Source organism: Streptomyces sp. NBC_00846 (genome assembly GCF_045207325.1).
In the GTDB taxonomy this organism is placed as follows: Bacteria; Actinomycetota; Actinomycetes; order Streptomycetales; family Streptomycetaceae; genus Streptomyces.
On sequence record NZ_CP108846.1, the window covers coordinates 2343590 to 2363140 of the forward strand.

19 protein-coding genes, 1 tRNA gene and 2 pseudogenes are annotated in these 19551 nt (G+C 68.1%); 11 read left to right on the forward strand and 11 right to left on the reverse strand.

Features of this window, described 5'->3' with window-relative positions:
* The first annotated feature begins 422 nt into the window (after nt 1–422).
* The 4 genes from OG936_RS10770 (at nt 423) to OG936_RS10785 (ending at nt 2530) form a co-directional block, all read left to right on the forward strand.
* Nucleotides 423–647, forward strand: a complete 225-nt coding sequence (locus tag OG936_RS10770; RefSeq protein WP_406494184.1) for a hypothetical protein — start codon at nt 423–425, stop codon at nt 645–647.
* Nucleotides 648–655: 8 nt separating this feature from the next.
* A complete protein-coding gene (locus tag OG936_RS10775) occupies nt 656–1384 on the forward strand; it encodes a GntR family transcriptional regulator (RefSeq protein WP_406494186.1) in 729 nt (242 codons plus the stop codon).
* A complete protein-coding gene (locus OG936_RS10780) occupies nt 1384–1728 on the forward strand; it encodes a hypothetical protein (protein ID WP_406494188.1) in 345 nt (114 codons plus the stop codon). The genes OG936_RS10775 and OG936_RS10780 overlap by 1 nt, the downstream gene beginning before the upstream one ends.
* A gap of 445 nt (nt 1729–2173) precedes the next feature.
* Nucleotides 2174–2530 carry a hypothetical protein gene (locus tag OG936_RS10785; protein WP_406494189.1) on the forward strand — a complete coding sequence of 119 codons (357 nt, stop codon included), beginning with the start codon at nt 2174–2176 and terminating at the stop codon, nt 2528–2530.
* Between the two features lie 107 nt (nt 2531–2637).
* Here the strand turns inward: OG936_RS10785 and OG936_RS10790 are convergent, their stop codons facing one another.
* The 6 genes from OG936_RS10790 to OG936_RS10815 form a co-directional block, all read right to left on the reverse strand.
* Entirely contained in the window at nt 2638–2862 is a 225-nt protein-coding gene (locus OG936_RS10790) for a cold-shock protein (protein ID WP_266643366.1), read from the reverse strand.
* A 267-nt stretch (nt 2863–3129) separates the two neighbouring features.
* Complete coding sequence (locus tag OG936_RS10795) at nt 3130–3450, reverse strand: hypothetical protein (RefSeq protein ID WP_406494191.1); 321 nt, start codon at nt 3448–3450, stop codon at nt 3130–3132.
* Between the two features lie 193 nt (nt 3451–3643).
* Nucleotides 3644–4087 (reverse strand): hypothetical protein, encoded by a 444-nt coding sequence (locus OG936_RS10800; protein ID WP_406494193.1) that lies wholly within the window; start codon nt 4085–4087, stop codon nt 3644–3646.
* 110 nt (nt 4088–4197) lie between these two features.
* The gene (locus OG936_RS10805; RefSeq protein ID WP_406494195.1) at nt 4198–4362 is read right to left on the reverse strand and encodes a hypothetical protein; all 165 of its coding nucleotides are present in this window, start codon (nt 4360–4362) and stop codon (nt 4198–4200) included.
* A gap of 64 nt (nt 4363–4426) precedes the next feature.
* Nucleotides 4427–4717, reverse strand: coding sequence for a hypothetical protein (locus OG936_RS10810; RefSeq protein WP_406494197.1), 291 nt, complete (start codon nt 4715–4717; stop codon nt 4427–4429).
* A 131-nt stretch (nt 4718–4848) separates the two neighbouring features.
* Nucleotides 4849–5643, reverse strand: coding sequence for a hypothetical protein (locus tag OG936_RS10815; protein ID WP_406494199.1), 795 nt, complete (start codon nt 5641–5643; stop codon nt 4849–4851).
* 304 nt (nt 5644–5947) lie between these two features.
* Here OG936_RS10815 and OG936_RS10820 point away from each other — a divergent pair, with 304 nt between their 5' ends.
* Together OG936_RS10820 and OG936_RS10825 are read left to right on the forward strand one after the other, a co-directional pair.
* A complete protein-coding gene (locus OG936_RS10820) occupies nt 5948–6430 on the forward strand; it encodes a DUF4365 domain-containing protein (protein WP_406494200.1) in 483 nt (160 codons plus the stop codon).
* Nucleotides 6427–7632 (forward strand): hypothetical protein, encoded by a 1206-nt coding sequence (locus OG936_RS10825; protein ID WP_406494202.1) that lies wholly within the window; start codon nt 6427–6429, stop codon nt 7630–7632. The genes OG936_RS10820 and OG936_RS10825 overlap by 4 nt, the downstream gene beginning before the upstream one ends.
* Nucleotides 7633–8000: 368 nt before the next feature.
* On the opposite strand, the gene OG936_RS10830 is transcribed toward OG936_RS10825, so the two are convergent.
* From OG936_RS10830 to OG936_RS10850, 5 genes and pseudogenes are all read right to left on the reverse strand, one after another.
* On the reverse strand, nt 8001–8180 hold the full coding sequence (locus OG936_RS10830; protein WP_406494203.1) for a hypothetical protein: 180 nt from the start codon (nt 8178–8180) through the stop codon (nt 8001–8003).
* A gap of 378 nt (nt 8181–8558) precedes the next feature.
* Nucleotides 8559–10019, reverse strand: coding sequence for an LAETG motif-containing sortase-dependent surface protein (locus OG936_RS10835; protein WP_406494204.1), 1461 nt, complete (start codon nt 10017–10019; stop codon nt 8559–8561).
* A 586-nt stretch (nt 10020–10605) separates the two neighbouring features.
* A pseudogene (locus OG936_RS10840) lies at nt 10606–11007 on the reverse strand (single-stranded DNA-binding protein); the annotation flags it as partial.
* Nucleotides 11008–11107: 100 nt separating this feature from the next.
* A complete protein-coding gene (locus tag OG936_RS10845; protein WP_406494206.1) occupies nt 11108–13081 on the reverse strand; it encodes a GTPase in 1974 nt (657 codons plus the stop codon).
* Nucleotides 13078–14730: an ATP-binding protein gene (locus OG936_RS10850; RefSeq protein WP_406500393.1), complete on the reverse strand. Its 1653-nt coding sequence runs from the start codon at nt 14728–14730 to the stop codon at nt 13078–13080. Before OG936_RS10850 ends, OG936_RS10845 begins: the two co-directional genes overlap by 4 nt.
* Nucleotides 14731–15060: 330 nt before the next feature.
* On the opposite strand from OG936_RS10850, the gene OG936_RS10855 reads away from it, so the two are divergent.
* The 5 genes and pseudogenes from OG936_RS10855 (at nt 15061) to OG936_RS10875 (ending at nt 19398) form a co-directional block, all read left to right on the forward strand.
* A tRNA-Arg gene (locus tag OG936_RS10855) sits at nt 15061–15133 on the forward strand.
* A gap of 148 nt (nt 15134–15281) precedes the next feature.
* Nucleotides 15282–15671: pseudogene (locus OG936_RS10860) on the forward strand (XRE family transcriptional regulator); the annotation flags it as partial.
* A gap of 89 nt (nt 15672–15760) precedes the next feature.
* Nucleotides 15761–16660, forward strand: coding sequence for a macrolide 2'-phosphotransferase (locus OG936_RS10865; RefSeq protein WP_406494208.1), 900 nt, complete (start codon nt 15761–15763; stop codon nt 16658–16660).
* A gap of 354 nt (nt 16661–17014) precedes the next feature.
* Complete coding sequence (locus OG936_RS10870) at nt 17015–18610, forward strand: ABC-F family ATP-binding cassette domain-containing protein (protein WP_406494210.1); 1596 nt, start codon at nt 17015–17017, stop codon at nt 18608–18610.
* 14 nt (nt 18611–18624) lie between these two features.
* Nucleotides 18625–19398, forward strand: coding sequence for an ISAs1 family transposase (locus tag OG936_RS10875; protein WP_406500394.1), 774 nt, complete (start codon nt 18625–18627; stop codon nt 19396–19398).
* Nucleotides 19399–19551: the final 153 nt, after the last annotated feature.

Below are 19551 nucleotides of genomic sequence, written 5' to 3' on the forward strand. Positions count from 1 at the left end.
GCACCGCCGCCCCTTAACACCCGCCCGCTCGACGGCCGTTCACCTCGGACTCGCCAACTCCCCCGCACCGCACATGGGGCGGTTTCGAGACGGCATGGATGTTCTCGCAGACGACGAGATCGCGCTCGTCCGCCCGTACGTGCTGGCAAGCGGCGAAGGCGCGATGAGGCTCTCAACGGCCGCAGCTCACACTCCCTTCGCGCAAACCTGGTTCGCACCGCCGGAGGCGACCTGATGCCTTCTCATCAGCGACCAGGCGTGACGAAGGCGAAAGCCGCTCCCTACAGGTCGAGTTCGTGCCTGATTGGTACGCACCGTGAGTGCGCGCATTCCTCCCCCACCGTGGCACCGATCGGCGTCCCCGTGGTCTACGAAGCGTGCGACTGCCCCTGCCACCCCTCCGCTTCAAGGGAGGTACCCCAGTGAGGAGATGGACGCCCAGTGGTGCACTTGCCGCAACCGTCGAAATCACCGCGACCAGCGTGCAGCGAGGCGATGTGATCCAGATCGGAGGTCAGCCGTGTCGCGTGACCGACCTCCTCCAGCTTGCAGGTGCGGCAAAGCGGCTTCGTTTCGAGTCGGGAGAGTTGCTGACCATGCACTCCCGGACCCGCCTCGTCGCCCTGCGAATGCTGAGAAGGAGGTGATTCCATCCGTGGCTCCTCGCCGTGATGTCATCGCCGACGACCTCCGGACACAGATCTCAACCGGCCGCATCAAGACTGGCGAACGTCTCCCTTCGGAGGCACAGCTCGCCTCCCACTACGCGGTCAGCACGCCGACGCTGCGGAGCGCCCTCGCAGTACTCCAAGGCGAAGGGCTCGTCGAGAAGATTCACGGCAAGGGGAACTTCGTCCGCCACCCCCTCCGCAGAATCACGTACGTCGGCGGTGGCCGCACTCCCCTCTCTCAGACCGCGACCGATCCGGCTCTACGGATGACCATCCGCACCGCTCATATCCCGGCGAGAGGGCATCTGGCCGCTCTGCTGAGGGTGTCGAAAAGCAGCCCACTGACCGAATTCCTCTGCCTCAGCCACGAGGGGAATTCACCGCACAGCCTGGCCCGAATCTACGTCCCCCGCGACTTGGCGCCGGCCGACGGTCCAAGCGAATCACCCTGCCGCGAGGCGATATTGGTCAGGCTGACGGAGCTCCGTCCCCCGCTGGCCGAGGTACGGGAGCAAGTCAGCGCACGCTGCCCGACACCAGAGGAAGCGGCGACGCTTCGGATCAGCTCGGCCTTGCCCGTTCTCGCGATCACACGCGTGGCGGCCGACACGACTGGACGCGTCGTGGAGGCGGCGCTCCTGGTGCTTCCCGGCGACCGCGCCGACGCGCTCTTCACCCACCACACGATGACCGAAGAAGGGGAGCCGGAATGATGACGACCCACAACGAAATGCGACTCCTCCCGTGGTCCGGCCCCGAGGGCAAACCGTGCTTCCTGAGCACCGACGACAACGGCGGCCACCTGTCCCGCCTGGCCGACAGCACCGAAGCGGTACAACTCGGCATGGCGGCCGCTCTTTTGGAGCATGCGTCAGAAGTGCTCGGCAACGAGGAGGCCGAGCCGGAAGAACTGCGAAACCTGACGACGGACCTGACTGCAGCCCTGCACAACGTGATCCGTGTGGCAACAAGCCGCGGCCACCGCCTACCGACACCGACCCCCTCCTGTGACGGAGACAACGAGGGCCCTCGGCTCCCGGCGGCAGCCTTCGGCTAGCGGTACGCGCACCCAACAGAGAAGCCCCAGACCGGTTCTGGGGCTTCTCTGTTGGGTCCCCCCTTCACTCATCGCCGGTCGACAGCGGGTGCACGCTTCCCAACTGTGCGAGTGGCTGTTCGTGAGCGTTCATGCACGGTCACTCGGCAGCTCAGAGAGGACCGGCGTACGGCGGTGAACTGCGGCGGGCGTGAGCGAACTGAACAAAGAACAGGACAACAAGCGGCGGTGGAGGGGGCCCTTGCCCTGCGGATGCTGGCCCAAGTTTGCCGTCAGTGCCGTGATCTACGGCCTCCACGGCCTTCTGATCCGTAGCTCTAGCCGGATCGGTCAGCGACGGCCATTCCGGCCGCTGGGCGGGCCCGGAGGGACGCCACCGTGCGGGGGCGGTTGCTGGGGTTGCGGTACCTGGCTGCTGTACCGCAAGATGCAAACGGGGGTGACCATGGAACGGCATGTGCTGGAATCGCTGTTGGCCGGTGATGACGAGGCGTCCGTGATAGCTCTGGCCACCCTCCGCAGCGGCGCCACCTACTGGGTGGCAGACCGGGCACAACCCGCTGGCGCGCATGCCGGAGTCTTCAAGCGCCGACTTCAGCGCATGCGGATGCACGGATTCGAACCTCTTGGGTTGGAACGAGCAGTGCAACTCATCCGCGAACATGGCCAGCCCGTGCGCACAGGGCTGATCGATGCTGCCGATCGGACATGGACCACCCTGCTCTTCCTCACCGAGGACGGCAGCGCACTAGTGGCCTGCGCCGGCTGGCCGCTGCCGCTTGTCAGGAAGCCACCGCTTTAGGAGTTCGATCAACCGGGAGCTACTGCATGTTGCGGTGAAGAGTGCGGTGGCGTTGCGGACTGCTGGGGACCGTGGACGTACGCCGTCGTTGATGTCAGCTGTGGATGTCAGGCAGCCCGAGGCACGATGCTCACCGCGCGGTAGTCGTACCCGTCCTGCTTGAAGCCAGGGGCTTCCCATTTGAGGTCGACCTGCTGTCCGGCCGACAGCGTGCGGAAGCCGGTCGCCTGGATGTCGGCGTAGTGGCCGAAGCAGCCGCCGGGGGTCTCGGGTGAGTCAAGGACACCCCACCCTTCCTCGTCGTTCCACTCGCGGACAGTCGCAGTCGCCATGGACGGAACTCTACGGCCTCCGATGTGCAGACGCGTCTGGCACCTGAGCTTGGGAATCACCGCGCTTCTGGACCCTGGGTGCAGCCTGACCAGCGCGAACGGATGCCAGCACAAGTCTTTCGGCGCACGCTGGCGCCCGCTGGTGACCGTGGTTTACCGACCTGTCGGGCACGGATCGGGCACGCCGGTCAGGTGGTGCCGTCGCCAGGAATGTATGGCGGGATAGTCCAGCGCAGTGCGTCTGGCTTTCGTGATTGCGTTCAAGCGTTACGGGAGTTGGCCCGCGGGTTCTTCCCCGTCCAGCCCTTGATGATGTCGTTGAACATCGTGCGGTCCGGGCGCTTGCCGGGCGGCTGCCACATGCGGATGTGCGACATGTAGGCGCGGATCGTCGCGGCCTTTCATGCTGCGCGTCCCGTCCTTCCTGTTGGCCCGGCTCATCAGGTACGTGCCGTACTCGGTGTACGTCGCCATGGTCCACGGCCGGGCGACGCGGCCGTGCTTGGCGCACCACGCCTCGAACTCCTCCACGGCGGTGGTGCGTACCCTGCGGGTGTTGTCCGCCTTGGCCTCGGCGTTCAGGTCCATCGTGGCTTTGAGACCCGGAAGTCCTCTTCCGAGTAGCGCGGGCCGTCCCCGGCGACGGGCAGGCCCGATGATGGTGTGCTGATCGACCTCGTAGCGCGGCGCCGACAGCGTCTCGCGTACGGCGGGAAGCCCGGCGGGCCCGCCGTCGTCCAGGAGCTCGGCGTCGATGACTCCCTCGTCGCCCCCCTGTGGCTCACTCGTCCCCGTCCCTGTTCAGGTACAGCGGGGAGGAGAGGTCCGTGTCCAGGTCCAGGAACCACATGGTGACGGCGTGCTCGAACTTCGCGCAGGCGTTGAGGTGCTGGGCGGTGAGGTGGGCGACGTACCGGGCGGCGGCCGCGCTGTGCCGGGCGGGCTCGTCGGTGCCGGTCGGCAGGTCGTTCTTCAACGAGAGGATCGCCAGCCACCAGCCGTTGAGGAGGTCGGTAGCGAAGAAGTGCAGCATCCTGTGGGCCTCGACCACGTCGTTGTCGGACACGAAGCCGCGGATCCAGTCGGCGTCGAAGCCCTCGAAGACGAGGTCGGGCATGTCGGAGATGGTTTCGCGGAAGCGGGCAATCGCCTCCAGCTCGGCCGCGGTGAACGGCTCGGTCCCGGACTCGTACTTGGACAGGTCGTCAATGCCGGTGTCAGCCATCGTGCTCCTTCGGTGGCGCTACGGGGTGGGGTGGGTCAGCCGAGGTAAGAACACAGGTGCAGAGTGGGCCGCTCCCGCAGGGGGGTGATGCCGAGGACGGTGAGAGAGGCCTACAGCTTGGCGTCCCAGTCGCCCGTCTGCGAGGCCTGCAGCAGTTCCGCCATGTCAATTCCCTTGGTGTGGCCTTGGGCCACGTTGTTGGTACAGGTGGTCCGGTACTGCCCTGACCTGGTGAATGCCGTTGCTGCCGAGGCTAGTTGGACGTGCTTCGACACGTATTCGACAGGGGCGATGACTGGCGTTGCGCCTGGTTCTCGAAGATGCCTGCCCCCGCGCACGTCACTCGTCGTCGCTGCGTTCCAGGACCAAGCCGACGGACCCGTCCTCAAGGCCGTTGCTGTCCTCCAGGTGCAGGTGGCTCCCGTCCGGAACTCCGTCCTGCGCGAGCGTGAGTAGATGGCTGGCCAGTGTTCTGAGCCCTGCGGCGTTTGCCTCGATGACGACCTCGCCACCGAGGTTCCGTACCTCGATACGGGCGTCCTCGTCCCAGGTGAAGAGCTGCGCGACACCATCGGTCACGGCCGTAACTCGGGTGCTTTCAACGGGGGTGTTGTTGGAGTCGGAGGTCATGGAGACCATCATGCCGCCCAGTACACGCGGCTCCGGAGGGCCCTTGCGGCCTAGACATTTCAGCAGGTCAGAGCCACACGAGGGAGTCTACGCCGCCAATCCGTCCACAAATGGGCCGCGACCGTCGAGGCTCACGCGAGACCAGAGGACGCATTCCGGGCCGGGGGCACGAGGGATTGCCGCTCGGTGGAGGTCAACTTGACGACGGTGTATGCGGCATCGACGAACTCCTGAAGGAGACGATTCATTTCGCGGACCGCCTTTTGCCAATCGCGGAGCATCTCACTGTGCTCGTTCCGTCTGGCGGCACGGAACCGATCACTGCTGAAGGTGACGTAATCCGTCATCGTGTCGCCGAGATTCTTCGCACAGTCGGCGACACCATCAGGCCCGGTCAGCCGGACGACCTGGGCCCGTTGGAACGCCTCCTCATACAGGCTGGTGATGTTTGTTTCGAGGCGTTGCAGCTCGCTCAGGGCTGCTTCCGAGAGCGGCTCAGGTACGGGCCATGTGCCGGCAAGCAGACGACCAGCGGCCGCGATCGTGTCGCGCAATTTCTCGACAGCAACAACGAAGTCGACGTAGGTCTCGCGGCGGGTCTCCAGCTGCCACTTGCGCAACTCAGACCGCTGCCCCTCGCGCTCCCTCACGTGGTTGGCTTCGTTGTTCATCTCGGCGATCTTGAGCTGAGCGTCCAACTGCTTCGTCATCTGATCTCGCTGGGCTTCGAGCTGCCGCTCAAGCATCTCCTGCTGAGCCGCAAGCTGTTTGTCCAGCTGCTTACGGTTGGCGCGGTTGTTGATGTAGGCGACGGTTGCTGTGACGACACCAGCTCCGATCGCTCCGACGCCGGCTCCCAGCGCCGTACCCCACCAAGGGGCTGTGGCCGCAGTGGTAGCGGCCGCATGGGAGAGATAGAGGATCATGTCGGACAGTCTGCAGGGGCGTTTCGCGTTCGTCAGGCAAACGGGTACGCCAGGACTTCCTGAGTGCCCTGGGGCCGCGACGGCGGGTGTCGCCCATGGCCTGTTCGATGGTCATCTGACAGACGGCGCCCGCTCAATCCTGGGATCACGATCTGCACACGGGTAGCCACGCGATCTACCCAACCTGTGGGGCCGCACCTACCGTATGGCCTAGTACCTCCGGGGGGAGACACGCCACATGCTTAGCGTAAGTGCACAGATGCCGACAGAGCCGCTGAGGGGTGACCTTCGGCAGACAGATCGCATGGAGATGCTGCAGGACAGCTATCTGCGGGCTGTCGCTGCCGCCTCTGGATGCACCATGGCAAAACCTGAACCAGATGACGGTATCGACTGGCAATTGACGCACTCATCTGCATTGCATGTTGTTGATTGCCAGATCGACCTGAAGATTCAATTAAAGAGTACTTTTACTTCTGCCCCAAATCCGCCCAACGGATTTGTATCTGTGAACTTGAGTAATGACCGTCTCAAGATGCTTGCCCGGACTCCCGTCGCAGTGCATCGAATCCTGGTAGCCATGATCGTGCCGAAGGATTTTGCTGGGTGGGTTGAGGCTAGTCACGACTATCTGTCGCTCCGGCACTGTGCTTACTGGCGCAGCGTTACTGGAGAGGCGCCCTCAGGGAGAGATAGTACTGCAATCCGCGTGTCCACCGCCCAAATATTTGATGACGTGGCACTCTGTCAAATAATGGAGCGGATAGGACAGGGAGGGACCCCGTGAGCTCGCCCAAGTTTACGGAAATCGCTTCTCGCATCAGTGACAGTGATCTGGCTCGTTTGCTTGAAGTGAACGGTTGGGAAAAGTTCGGCGGTCAGGCTAACATGTATAGCCGGTGGCGTCCGATAGGGAATGAATCAGCACGCGGAATTCTACTTCCGCAGAATGAGGACCTGGAAGACTATTCCGACCTATTCGCGCAAGCAGTTGCGCAGGCGTGGAAGTTGGGGAGTGTACACCTTAGGGCAGTGCTTGAAAGGGTTATGACCACTCAAGCTCTTGGCGACGAGATGAAGTTCCATAAAGAAGCTAGGACGCATGAGGGCACGATTCAGTGGCTAGCCGGTGAGGACTTGCATGCTGCCGCTCGAAAGTCGATGGCCGTCGCCGCGAAGTCGCGCAAGTCCAAACTTGCGTACTTCGGTAACTCGAATGCGCACCTGGCGAGGTCTTTTCTTGAGTCAGTACTGATGGGGCAGACAGAGGTAGGTAGCTACGTCGTGACGGCCTATGTGCCTCCCGCGGAGATTTTCACCGAGAAGAAGCTGCGTCCAGGGGACACTCTTCCAGCCGCGGGAACTCATACCGGCCGCGACATCACCCGCGGCCTGGTTGATGTACTTCAAACGACGCGAGAAGTCGTCGATCACTATGCAGAAACGGGTTCGAGTTCGGGATTCATTGATAATGTCGATCGCGGCTTTTGTTTCGAGATCACACAGGCCGTTCGCGACCTTGTTAGAGATTCAGGCGGGGCGGAGGTTGGAATCGAGATGAATGTGGCTGCCGACCTTTTCCAGGATTCTCGAGTCGAGACGTACTCTTTGGAATTCTCCCCGGCAGATTACCCCGTACTAGAGATCGCTGGGAACGTTCTAGCGGCTACTTCTCGACCGCAACGTGTGACCGTTTTGGGTGAAGTGACGCTACTCGATAGGCCGCAATTTGGTCGCCCTGGTTTGATTCGGGTAGATGTTCTGTCCGGTAGCACGGCCAAGAAAATGCGTGTCCGCCTGAGAGCGGAAGACTATGACTTGGCCATGGATGCCCATCGCGATAATATGGCTATTAAGGTGACCGGGAGGCAGGAGATCGAAGGTCGGTATTACTGGCTTTATGATCCCGAGCGTATTGAGCTTATCCCTATGGAAGTGGTCCGAGCTCAAGTCGATTCGCCGAGTTCCGATCAGCATCCGCTTTTTTAGCTCGACTGAAGGCGTGTCCAAATGGCACCCCCAGAGTGACCGAGAGGTCCGTCGGCCGTCGTCCTCTCGCTTGAAGAGCGCGAAGCCGCCGGACTTCATGGGCCGGCTGCCCTCGGGGCAGGCTGGCGTTCCTAACCGAGTTTCTCGGGCGGGTCCGGGCATGGGTATGCGAGGGGGACCGAGCACCGCTTTAGGAGCGAGGTGAGGCGAGTTGAGGTCTGACCTGCGGGATGCCGACTTCGGCGTCTGCTGGCTGTGGCCCCCGTCAGCAGCCGCTGTTCCCCGTGAGTCCCCGTCCGTTCTGGCGCGGTTGTGGCACGGGGAACTTCTAGGGGTCACCCGTCCCTGACGCTTCGTTCAACGTGCGGTCAGACCACCAACGCCGAGTGCAGCGCATCGAACATCTCACGAAGTTCCCACGTGGCGATTGGATCGATCTCCATCTGCAAGTGACATACGTCGTCGTCGCCGTTCGGGGTCAGGCGCACGAAGAAGGCGAAACCGTCCCCGACGGGCTGCGCGTTCTTCGGTCTCGCGGTCGACAACATCGGGGACCTCGGCCGGCTCTACGTCCGGCAGCAAGTGAAGAAAGTCCGCGGCTCTCTCGTCTTCGCGCCGCCGAAGCGAGGCAAGCTCCGGGACGTTCCGCTGGACCCCGAAGTGTCAGTGGCCCTGATCGAGCATCTGAAGCGCTTCCCGCCGGTCGACGTGACCTTGCCCTGGGTGACGCCCACCGGGCCCGAGGTCACCCACGGTCCGTTCCGTGGTGCGCCCCGCCCCGCCTCCCGGCCACCGCGGCCGGCGTCCTGCGGCATGCGACGGCCCCGGTACGCAGACGCGTACCGGGGCCGTCATCAGGCAGGCGTGACCGTCTGCCTGTCGTTCGTCACTCCACGATCACTGGCGTGATCCTGCCGCTCTCGCGACTACTGGGCGGAGGTCTGCGTCTGGCGCTTACGGAGGAGGAAGACCGCGCCGCCGCCGACGACGACGAGAGCGATCGCGACGCCCGCGATGACCGGAGTGGCGCTGGAACCACCGGTCTCGGCGAGGTCACCCGAGCCGCCGGTCGAGCCGCCACCGGTCGTGGCCGGGGCGGGCTTGTCACCGCCGGACTGGGTGTCGGTGCCGCTGCCGCCGGTGCCGCCGGTGCCGCTGCCGCTCGTCTTGCAGTCCAGGACGCCCTTGAACGTCTTGGTGAAGCCATTGGGGCCGGTGACGGTGAAGTCGTACGCCTGGTCCTCGGCGACCGGGACGGTCACCGTCTCGGACTTGCCCGCCTCGATGGTGTGCTTCACACCGGCCAGCTCGAAGGTGAACGCCTCGTCGCCCTGGTTGCTCGCGGTGACGTCGACGCCGCCCTTGGCGCAGTTCTTCTTCGCCGAGACGGCCGGGATCGCGCCCTGCTTGGCCCAGGTGCCGGTGGCGGTCGCGGAGACCGTGGACTCGCTGGAACCGGCCAGGATCATGGTCTGGCTCTTGGTCACCCCGGCGAAGACCCGGCCGACCGGCACCGACGTGGTGGCCTGGACGGTCAGCGAGGCGGAGCCGTCGGTGGCGCCCGCCGGCACGTCGAAGTAGAGCTCGGCACCGTCGGCCGCGACGGTCACGGGCTTGCCGCTCTTGTCGGTGACCTTGACGCCGCTGGCGGCGTCGGCGGGCGGGGTCACGGAGACCTGGCCCGCGTTGGTGTGGACGGTGACCGGGCCGAGCCGCTCACCGGACTTGCCGGAGAGCGCGGCCGGGTCCAGGGCGAGGGACGCCTTGGGCTCGGCCTGGTCGACGGCGTTGTGCTCCAGCCAGTCGGCGAGCTTCTCCGCCTGACCGTCGGTCGCGTCGACATCCGCGTTGTCCGAGTAGCGCCAGATGGCGACCTGGGTGCCGGCCGCCGCGGTCTTCTCGGTGAGCGGTCCCGTGCCGGCCTGCTTGGCGAGCGCGGCGAGGTCGTCGACCTGCGGGTAGGAGTGCTCCAGGATCCAGCGGATCTTGCCCGCGTTCTTGTTACTGCCGAGCGAGGTCTGGTTCCAGGGGGTTTCCAGGTACTTCGCCTGGTTCTGGGTGGGGTTGTTGATGTCGATGCAGTACGTCTTGAGCTTGCCGCCGCCGTCGACGGTCATCTCGAAGAGCCCGGCGGGCAGCGTCTGATTCCTGCCGCCCGCGTGGAGCACGGCGCGGTCGTAGGTCTTCAACCCGTCCAGGACCGCGGCCGCGCCGCCTTGATGCTGCGGCGCCTCGTCGGCGACCGCACTGCCCGCGCCTACAAGGGCGCCTGCCATGACAAGACCGGATGCCATCACCGAAGCTGCCAGCCGGGCCGCGCCCCGCCGCCTTGGAGAATCGGTCGCCCTCGTGGACGACGAAACGGTCGCTGAAGAAGCAGAAAACACAGAATTCCCCTCCGGGCGGGACCTTCCGCGCCTGATGCGCGTGTGGGGACTGTCCCGCCAGTCGACTCAAGTGCCCGTGAGTACTGGGGAATCCTAAAGATGAAGGGATGAAGAGTCCCCCGTCATACCGTCGTACAAACCATTCCGACTCGGAATCGTTATCGCCGACACCGCATGCACATGCTTCAGAACGCCTCCGCGTGCCTTCCCGCCCCCTGTTCCGCTCCGGTCCGCCTGGTCCGCCCGGTCCGCCACGGCACCGTCACGACACCGACGCCAGCTCCTGGCCGCCTTTCTGACGCCCCGTCGTCCGCCTGCTCCGCTGCCGCCCGGCCCGCTCACCCTGTTCTGCGTGATCGCCACGTTCGCCGCCGGGCTCGCCGCGTTCACCGTCTTTGACGCGTCCCCCCGGTTCACTCCGATCGCGCCGCTCGTCCTCTTCCCCCTGTTCACCCCGCTCGGCCGACGGCTCAACCCGGTCGGTCCGTTCGTCTCGCCCGTCCGACCGCCCAGGCCCACTCGGCCGCGTCGGCCCGCCCGACCAGTCCGGCTCATCCGAGCCCGGTGACGTGCCGCCTGCGTCAACTCCCCGGTCCACGCTCCCCGCCCGTGCCGCCGACCTCGGATCGCCCTTCGTCACGCGCCGGAACGCCGCCGTCCCCCGGGTCAGATCGTGTCCCACCGCAACCGCCTCGATGTCCACGAACGTCCTGCGCAGGCCTTCCCGTTCCTCCTCGCGCACCTTCAACCTGCCGTGCACGACCAGCGGTTCTCCGATGGAGACGGAACCGGACAGATTCGTCGCCAGAGACCGCCAGGCCCACACCGTGTAGAAACTGGTGTGTCCGTCCGTCCAGAACTGTTTCTCGCGGTCCCATCGGCGCGGCGTCACCGCGAACCGGAATCGCGCCATTCCGCCGGTCGCGGTCTCCCTGAATTCCACGCCCGTCGCCGCGTTGCCCACCAGTGTCACCAAGGTGTCGTTCATGACTCCGCCTCCCCTTCGGACTGCGATTCCCGTGCCCGCACCCGCGCGGTCACAGATCCCAGGTTGAAGGGGAGGCGGAATTCCCGCTGACGCCTGTGGACTACCGGACAGTTGTGGAAAACTCCGTCACCGCCACGTACCGCTCCCGCACTTCGCGGTACCGCACGAGCTCCGCCGCCACCGGATCGAGCACCCGCGCCCGGCCGCAGGCCGCCGCCGCCTCGCGCAACTGCCGCTCGGCCTCCTGCCCGTGCCGTCGCGCCGGTCCCCGCGCCGCGGCCGCACACGACCACTCCACCAACGGCCCGCCGACGACCCCGGCCAGCATCACCAGGGCGGGCGTGAGGAATCCCGGTTCGAGCAGGCCGACGATCTGGCCGACCAGCCAGAAACCGCCGAAGATCTGCAGCAGCGTCATCGACGCCTGCGCCAGCACCGCGGCGGGCCACCACCTGGGCCGCGGTGGCTTCCCGCCCACGCGACCGCTGTGCACCACGCCGGAGGCCCCGGCCACCCCCGTCGCCCTCACCGTCGAACCCCCCGGACCGATCCCACCCTGCGCCGCGCCGCCGCCGGAACCGCCCGTACCGCCGCCCGGGGAGGAGCTCGCCGGCCGCTCCCGTCCATCGTCCCTGCCGGCCTTCTCCACCAGTTCGTCGAGCGCCTCCGGCAGCCCGTCCGCACCGTTCACCGCGGCCTCCCGGACGGCCTGCGCCCAGGGACCGGGCAGCCCGTCGGCGGCCTCGTCCGCCACGGTCCGTACCGCCTGTTCGACGTGTTGCCGCGCGGTCAGCTCCTCCTCGACGGGCGCGGGCAGCGCGGGGCACTCCAGGCTTCCCGGCCGCCGGGCGGACTCGTACCAGCGCCACAGTCGCAGCCATGGCGTGCGGCACGCCCGTCCGGCGTTCCTGCACCACTCGCGCTCGGCGGCCTGGCCGGCAGCGGCCGCTCCGACCGCTTCCGCGAGCCGGTCGGCGAACTCCTCTCGGGCGCGTTCGCCCAGACCGGGGCGCCCCTCGGCGACGTACACCGGACGCAGCCTGGCCGCGGCGGCGTCCACGTCCGCGGAGAGCCTGCGTGCGGCGGCCGTGCGCTCCTGGACGAAGCGGCCGAGCACCTCGCGCAGTTCGCCCACGCCGTCGCCGGTGAGCGCGGACAAGGACATGACGGTGGCGCCCGGTTCGCCATGCTCGCCGAGCGCCATGCCGTCCTCGTCGAGCAGCCGGCGCAGATCGTCCAGGACCTGGTCGGCGGCGTCGCCGGGCAGCCGGTCGATCTGGTTGAGGACGACGAAGGTGATCTCGGCATGCCCGGCGAGCGGCCGCAGGTAGCGCTCGTGCAGGGCCGCGTCCGCGTACTTCTCCGGGTCGACGACCCAGATCACCGCATCGACCAGCGCGAGCACCCGGTCGACCTGCTCACGGTGTCCGGGCGCCGCCGAGTCGTGGTCGGGCAGGTCGACGAGGACAAGGCCCTGGAGCGCCTCGTCGGCGTCCGTGCCGCCCTGTTGCGGCCTGCGCCTGAGCCGTCCGGGAATGGCGAGCCGGTCCAGGAGTCCGGCGGCCCCGTCGGTCCAGGAGCAGGCGATGGGAGCGGCGGTCGTCGGCCTGCGCAGCCCGGTCTCGGAGATCTGGACGCCCGCGAGAGAGTTGAAGAGGGCCGACTTTCCGCTGCCGGTCGCTCCGGCGATGGCGACGACGGTGTGCCGGGAGGAGAGCCGCCGACGGGCCGCCGCTTCGTCGAGCACACGTCCTGCTTCGGCGAGGGTGACCCCGTCGAGCCTGGCCCTGGACAGCCCGACGAGTTCACGCAGCGCGTCGAGCCGCGGCCGGAGCGGACCACCGTACGGTACGTACGCCTCGACCTGGGGCGTACGTACGTCGTCGTCCGCGGTCCCGGGCCCGGGACCCGCCTTCATGGCGGCGGCACGCCGGGCGATGAGCCCGTCGTTCCAGTCCCCGCCCGCCTCCGGCACGCGCGTCGGCCTGTCGGGCGTCCGGCCCGGGTGGTCGCTGTCCTCGTGAGGTGCGGGACTCTCGCCCCGGCCGGTCCCTTCGTCAATGACGGCAGTCATCGCTGCCACCTCTCCTTCTGCAGTACGGACAGAGCGGCGATGAGATCGGCCTGCGGCTCCGGGGCGACGTCGAGTGCGTCGAGCGGTGCGAGCCGCCGGTCGCGCTCACCGTCCAGCACCCGGTCGAGGCAGTCGGTGAGCAGTTCGCCGCCCTTGTCACGCAGCCGCAGCGCGCCCTGGGCGCCGATCCGTTCGGCGAGCTGTTCTCCGGCGCCGCGGGTGCGGCGGCCGCCGAGCAGTGCGGCGGCCAGCAGCGCCGCCACCGTCTCGGTGTCGGGCGCGGCGTTGCGTTCGAGCCGGCGCACCTCTTCCTCGGCCAGTTCCTCCAGCACCCGCCACCACCGCCGTACGGCCATGCTGATCCGGCCCCGGATGTCCTCGGCGGGTCCCCATCCGCCGGCCTCCCGGCCGACGTCCTCGAAGCCGAACACCCCGGCCGCGGGTTCGCGCTGCCAGGTCGTGCGGATCTGTTCGTCGGCGGCGGCCACGGCGCACTGCAGGAGTGCGGCGAGACTCTCCACCAGCGCTTCGAGGAGTTCCTCGGAGGTGCTGTACAGCGGGTATCCGCGCCACCGGGTCCGGGCGTCCCCGGCGAGCACGCCGCCGTTTCGCAGCCGCCGCCGGACCCGGGCGCCCTCCGCGCGGTACGCGTCCTCGACGACACCGGTCAGCCGCACGGCCGCCGCGTACTGCGCCGCGACGGCCCCGGCCAGCGCGGGCATCCGTACGTTCAGCGAGTCGATGACCCCGGCCGCCGTACGCCCGACCGCCTGCTGGCGGGCCGCCGGGTCCTGGGCGCGGTGGCTGAGCCAGGCCCGCAGCGGGGCGACCGCGGTGGTGGGCAGCAGCCCGCTGCCGCCGCCGGCCGATTCGGGCAGCTCGGGAATGGTGAAGCGCGGCACCTCGCCGAGGCCCGCCTTGGTGAGCAGCGCTCCGTACTGCCGCGACACCTCGGCGATCACCTGGTGCGGCACCCGGTCGAGGACGGTGACGAGCGAGGCGTCGTACTCCTTGGCGGTACGCAGCAGATGCCACGGCACCGCGTCGGCGTACCGGGACGCCGTGGTCACCATCACCCACACGTCCGCGGCGCAGATCAACTCGGCGGCCAGCACCCGGTTCCGCACCAGGAGCGAGTCGATGTCGGGCGCGTCGAGCAGCGCGAGTCCGCGCGGCAGACCGGTCGCGGTCTCGACGCGCAGCGCGGTCCCGTCCTCCTCCTCGCTCCCGTCGAGCCCGTCGAGGTCGTCGCACCGGCCGGGTTCCCCGGAATCCTGGGGCGGCAGCCAGACCCTGGTGAGCTGCGGCAGTACGCGGCCCCCCGCGAACCAGTGGTGATCATCGGGGTGGCAGACGAGTACCGGCGTCCGGGTGGTCGGCCGCAGCACCCCGGCCTCGCTGACCAGCCGCCCCACCAGCGAATTGACGAGCGTCGACTTCCCGGCCCCGGTGGACCCGCCGATCACCACGAGCAGAGGCGCTTCGGGGTCCCTGAGCCGGGGAAGCAGATAGTCGTCGAGCTGGGCGAGCAGCTCGCTCCGGGTCTGACGGGCCCGCGCGGCCCCCGGCAACGGAAGTGGAAAACGCACGGCAGCGACACGGTCGCGCAGGGCGGAAAGTGCGTCGATGAGCTGAGGCCGTACGTCCAAGGTCACCACATGCGAAGAATGCCCAATTTTGGCGCCTTTTTGAAGCGTATAGCCACCTCTGCGCGCCGGTTCTCGCCTTGGGAAGGGAGTCGGGACAGAGGGGACGAGTGGGGCGCAGGCATAACGAGTGCACAACACCCGGGGCGCGAGGCGTCAAAAACGGTGCACGATCCCCACCCACCTGCGATTATCGGTTCGCTTCACCGAACCTCCACATCGTGCCACGCAGGTGAAGCAACCAGGACGAGGCGATCGGAGCCCTATCCTTGTCCCGGCAGCTCGCCGACCGGCCAGGCCCCAGGGCCCCAGGCCGGTCGAGGCCACCACCCGGCCCCCGTAGCTCAGTGGATAGAGCAGGCGCCTTCTAAGCGCTTGGCCGCAGGTTCGAGTCCTGCCGGGGGCGCACAACGCGCACCACTTTGGGGTCCTCCACCCGGAGGGCCTTTTCGCTGGTCAGACGCACACTAGAGAAGGGCCCGTAGAGGGCGCGTAAGCGCCGGACCGGCCTCGGAAGGCTGTGAGGACGGTCCGGCGCTGTCCGGCTGTCACCGTGCGAGATGTCCTACCTGTGGCCAGACGAGCGGACATCAGCGCAGGTCACAGAGGCTGGGAATGCTGAGCTGATCAAGCTCTACCCTCATCGCTCCGTGGTTCCGAACCGCCTCTGGCCGCAGCTCTACGCCCGAGCCTCACGGCACTTTGAGGTACTCGTCTACTCGGGGTTCTGGTTCACCGAGGGGGCGGCATTCCACCAGGTCGTCAAGGAAAAGTCGGCTGCCGGCGCCCGCATCCGGTTCATGCTCGGGGATCCCGCGTCCGCAGCCGTCACTGTGCGCGGCGAGGACGAGGGAATCGGGGGTGCGATGGCCAGCAGGATTCGCAACGCGCTGGTCAACTACGCCTCGCTGTTCCAGCTTCCAGGGGTGGAGTTCCGGCACCACTGTGTCGCTCCGGAGCAGCCCCTCGGCGGCATGGCTGGTGAGGGGAAAAAAGCTGGAAGTGGCGTAGGCGCAGGTGAGAGCGTGGTCCCATGAACACGATCGATGACGCCATCGCCCTGGCCGCCACCCACGGCCCGCGCCTGTCCGCGCAGGACGCCACCGTGAACGAGGCGGGCCTGGACTACCGCGTCGTCATGGCCTCCGACACGACCGACCAGAGGTGGGTGCTGCGCGTACCGCGCCGCGCCGACGTCTCCGAGGGCATGGCCGCCGAGACACGCATTCTCGACCTGGTCGCCCCCGTCCTGGCCGAGGACGGCGTCGCGGTCCCCGACTGGCAGGTCCGCTCCCCCGAGCTGATCGCCTACCCGGCCCTGCCCGGCGCCCCGGGCCTGACCCTGACCGACGCCGGGGAGCCCAACTGGCACATGGACCCTGCCAGCCCGGACTACGCCGAGCGCCTGGGGCGCCTGCTGGCCCGTCTGCACTCCATCACCCCGGAGCAGGCCGAGGCCGCGGGCGTCGAGGTCCGCACCCCGGCCCAGGTACGTCAGGCGTGGCGGGACGACGTCGCCCGCGTGAGCGAGGCCTTCGCTGTCTCCCCCGCCCTGACCGAGGCCTGGCAGGCCTGGCTCGAGGACGACACCTGCTGGCCCGAGCAGACCGTGATGACCCACGGCGAGATCTACCCCGCGCACGTGCTGTTCGACGAGGAGGGCACGATCACCGGGGTCCTGGACTGGACCACCGCCCGCGTGGACGACCCCGCCCGTGACCTGTCCGCCCAGTACGGCGCCGCAGGCGAGGAGATGCTGCAGGCCACCCTCACCACGTACGAGCAGGCGGGCGGGAACGTCCACCCCGGCCTGGCAGCCCAGGCGAAGCACCTGTGGGACACCTCCCCGATCGGGTACGCCCTGTACGCGCTGACCACCGGCGCCGAGACCGACCTGGCCACCGCGGCAGCGATGCTGAACCCCGAGGCTTGATGACCCGCCCGGTCTGACGACGGCGCACCTTCCCGGGGCGGGAAGGTGCGCCGTCGTCAGACCGGAGATCCGTGGGGGCACATGAGGTGGGTCACGCCCCGGTTAATTCCCTCGCTCCTGCTCGGGGCCTGTCCGTAGACTGCGGGGCATGTCTTTCTGTATGAAGCCCTGGTTCTGCCGCTGACGGCGGCCGAACCCGACTGATTTCTCGCCCGCCGTCCTGGCCTTGTGCCGGGCGGCCCCGCGTGCTGCCCGGCTCCATGACGAGCTGAGAGAACACGCATGCTTCGTACTACTTCCTCTTCCCCTGTTTCTGCCCTGCCTCGGGATCTTCCTGCCGGCGCTGCTGCGCACGTGCGCGCCGAGGGGGTCGTGGTCCGTCTGGGAGAGCGCACGGTCCTGTCCGGCGCCGACGTGACGGTCTCGGCCGGTTCTCGTCTGGCCATCGTCGGCGAGAACGGACGGGGCAAGACGACCCTGCTGCACGTGCTGGCCGGCACTCTGACGCCCGACGCGGGCACGGTCTCGCGTACCGGGACCCTGGCGCTGGTCGAGCAGACCCTGCACGTCGAGGACGAGCGCACCGTCGGTGACCTGGTCAAGGAAGCCGTCGGGGACTCCCTGACCGCCCTGGACCTGCTGGAGAGCGCGACCGAGGCCCTTGCCCAGGGTGATCCCGGTGCGGAGGACGCCTACGCCCAGGCCTTGGAGGTCGCCGCCGCGCTGGACGCCTGGGACGCCGAGCGGCGCGTCGACGTCGCCCTGGAAGGTCTGGGGGCCTGCACCGACCGTGACCGGCGCCTGGCGACCTTGTCGGTCGGGCAGCGCTACCGGGTGCGTCTGGCGGTCGTGCTGGGCTCGAGCACCGATCTGCTGCTGCTGGACGAGCCCACCAACCACTTGGACGCCGCCACCCTGGACTTCCTGGCACGCAGGCTGCGTGAGCACCCCGGGGGCGTGGCCGTGGTCAGCCACGACCGGGCGCTGCTGCGCGAGGTCGCCACGACCTTCCTGGACCTGGACCCGAGTCGGGACGGTCTGCCCCGCCTGTACGCGGGCGGGTACGACGGCTGGGTCGAGGGCCGTCGTCGTGAGCGGGAGCGGTGGGAGCAGGAGCACGCCGCCCAGCAGGCCGAGCACGCCCAGCTGACCCGGGCCGCCGAGGAGGCCCGCGGGCGCTTGCAGACCGGCTGGCGCCCGGACAAGGGCACCGGCAAGCACCAGCGCGCCACCCGTGCCGCCGGGGTCGTGCAGGCCTTCAACCGGCGCGTGGAAGACCTTGAGCGGCACCGCATCACCGTGCCCGAGCCGCCCCGGAGCCTGTCCTGGCCCGACCTGCGCACCCGGGCCGGACGTGAGGTCCTGCACGGGCAGGACCTCACAGTCTCCGGACGGCTGCGCCAGCCGGTCGAGGTGACGATCAGCGGTGGTGACCGGCTGCTGCTGACCGGCCCGAACGGGGCAGGCAAGTCCACACTCTTGGGCGTGCTGGCCGGGCAGGTGCGCCCCACCGGGGGCAGCCTGCAGCTCCACCACGACGCGCGGGTGGTCCTGCTGTCCCAGGAGGTTCCCGCCGGGAACCCGGAGCACACCGCCTACCGGGCCTACCAGGCGCACGTGGACCGGCTCCAGTCCCGCGGCCTGAAGGGGCATGCACCCTCGCTCAGCGGGCTGGGCCTGCTGGACGCAATCACGCTGCGCACCCCAGTGGGACGCATGTCCCAGGGCCAGCAGCGGCGCCTGCACCTGGCGATGTGCCTGGCCGAGCAGCCCGACCTGCTCATGCTCGACGAGCTCACCAACCACCTGTCCGCCTCCCTGGTCGACGAGCTCACCCAGGCACTGACCACCACGGCCTGCGCGGTCGTGGTCGCCACCCACGACCGGCAGATGCTCATCGACCTGGCCGGCTGGCCCCGCCTGGAGCTGGCCGGGCCGAAGCAGAAGTGAACGCTCCTGCCCAGGTGCCACCTGTCCGGCTCTCGGACACGCGGCGGCCCGGTCGGCCTCTGCCGGCCGGGCCCGCGGCCCCGGACACTCAGGAGGAACTGCACGAAGACCGTCTGAGGCTGCTGCTGGAGGTCCTGGCACAGGTGACCGACCCGCGTGACCGGCGCGGCCGGGTCCACCCGCTGCCTTTCGTGCTCGCGCTGGCAGTCCTGGCCGTGACCGCCGGTGCGCGCACGAGCCTGGAGATCGCCGAGCAGTCCGCCGACCTGGACCAGCGGGTGCTGCGGGTCCTGGGCTGGAGGCGGTGGTCCGGGACTCCTTCGAGGTGGACGTTCGACCGGGTCCTGGCCAGGATCGACGACGCCGAGCTCGACCGGGTCCTGTCTTGGTGGTCCTCGCCTGGTCGACAGGCGGCGGTGGACGGCAAGACCATGCGCGCAGCGGCCACGGGCCAGTCCTCGATGCCCTTGACCCAGGTCGTGGCCGCTACCGGGGCGAACGGGAGCGTGCTCGGACAGGCACAGGTCGTAGGTGGCAGCGAGAACGCCGCAGCCCTCGACCTGATCGCCCGGCTGGGACCCGAGCGGCTCTCCGGGGCGGTACTGACCGCGGACGCCAAGCACACCAGCGCTCGGTTCGTCGCGGCCGCCGGGGCGGTAGAAGCGTTCTGGTTACTGCCCGTCAAGCACAACAGCCCGGCCCTGCACAGGAAGCTGGCGGAAAGGCCTTGGGGCAGGTCAGTCCGGCCCGGGCAAACATCAGGCACGCAAGGTCACTTGGCTCCGTGATCGCGTTCGGGACGAAGAGGTCGTGACGGCACCCCTGACCGCAACGGCACAGTCCGTACCCTTATGAGGCCCTCCGCGTCGGAGGGCCTTTTCGCTGGTCGGAGGCACGTTGGTGAGCGCGCCGTAGAGGCGGCGCAAGACCGGCGGATGCGC

What these genes read in the sequence shown, in the direction of transcription:
- OG936_RS10800 (WP_406494193.1), bottom strand. Translation starts at nt 4,087, where the DNA reads ATGGCTGACACCGGCATTGACGACCTGTCCAAGTACGAGTCCGGGACC.
- OG936_RS10845 (WP_406494206.1), bottom strand. Translation starts at nt 13,081, where the DNA reads ATGACTGCCGTCATTGACGAAGGGACCGGCCGGGGCGAGAGTCCCGCA.
- OG936_RS10780 (WP_406494188.1), top strand. Translation starts at nt 1,384, where the DNA reads ATGACGACCCACAACGAAATGCGACTCCTCCCGTGGTCCGGCCCCGAG.
- OG936_RS10810 (WP_406494197.1), bottom strand. Translation starts at nt 4,717, where the DNA reads ATGACCTCCGACTCCAACAACACCCCCGTTGAAAGCACCCGAGTTACG.
- OG936_RS10795 (WP_406494191.1), bottom strand. Translation starts at nt 3,450, where the DNA reads ATGGACCTGAACGCCGAGGCCAAGGCGGACAACACCCGCAGGGTACGC.
- OG936_RS10865 (WP_406494208.1), top strand. Translation starts at nt 15,761, where the DNA reads ATGAACACGATCGATGACGCCATCGCCCTGGCCGCCACCCACGGCCCG.
- OG936_RS10820 (WP_406494200.1), top strand. Translation starts at nt 5,948, where the DNA reads ATGGAGATGCTGCAGGACAGCTATCTGCGGGCTGTCGCTGCCGCCTCT.
- OG936_RS10830 (WP_406494203.1), bottom strand. Translation starts at nt 8,180, where the DNA reads ATGTTGTCGACCGCGAGACCGAAGAACGCGCAGCCCGTCGGGGACGGT.
- OG936_RS10785 (WP_406494189.1), top strand. Translation starts at nt 2,174, where the DNA reads ATGGAACGGCATGTGCTGGAATCGCTGTTGGCCGGTGATGACGAGGCG.
- OG936_RS10815 (WP_406494199.1), bottom strand. Translation starts at nt 5,643, where the DNA reads ATGATCCTCTATCTCTCCCATGCGGCCGCTACCACTGCGGCCACAGCC.
- OG936_RS10790 (WP_266643366.1), bottom strand. Translation starts at nt 2,862, where the DNA reads ATGGCGACTGCGACTGTCCGCGAGTGGAACGACGAGGAAGGGTGGGGT.